The organism is Burkholderia sp. 9779_493, from assembly GCF_015712215.1.
Taxonomy (GTDB): domain Bacteria; phylum Pseudomonadota; class Gammaproteobacteria; order Burkholderiales; family Burkholderiaceae; genus Burkholderia; species Burkholderia cenocepacia.
The window spans coordinates 1-476 of record NZ_JACCQA010000108.1; the positions used below are offsets into that span (position 1 = coordinate 1).

1 pseudogene is annotated in these 476 nt (G+C 45.2%); it reads right to left on the reverse strand.

The annotated features are described in order from the left end of the window. Positions 1-186: 186 nt before the first annotated feature. Positions 187-476: pseudogene (gene rho / locus H0X95_RS35700) on the reverse strand (transcription termination factor Rho); the annotation flags it as partial.

The window sequence follows — 476 nt, forward strand, 5'->3', positions numbered from 1 at the left end:
CTCCAGAAGGGGAAAAGCAGAACATTACAAATTTATTGTATAGATTTTAGTCTGTTAAAGCTGTCTCCGCCTGCTATCCGGCGCCATTATACGACAACTTTCGTCCCGCTTTCTCTGTCTCTGGATCATACAAACCCAAAAATGAAAACGCCACGCAAAGGCGTGGCGTTTTTGGCTTTTTTTACCTTACGAGCGCTTCATCATATCGAAGAAGTCATCATTCGTCTTGGTCATTGCCAGCTTATTGATGAGGAATTCCATCGCATCAATCTCACCCATCGGATGGATAATTTTGCGCAGGATCCACATTTTCTGCAGCTCTTCCTGAGTGGTAAGCAGCTCTTCTTTACGGGTACCGGAACGGTTGTAGTCGATAGCCGGGAAGACGCGTTTTTCAGCAATCTTACGAGAGAGGTGCAGTTCCATGTTACCGGTGCCTTTAAACTCTTCGTAGATAACTTCGTCCATTTTGGAAC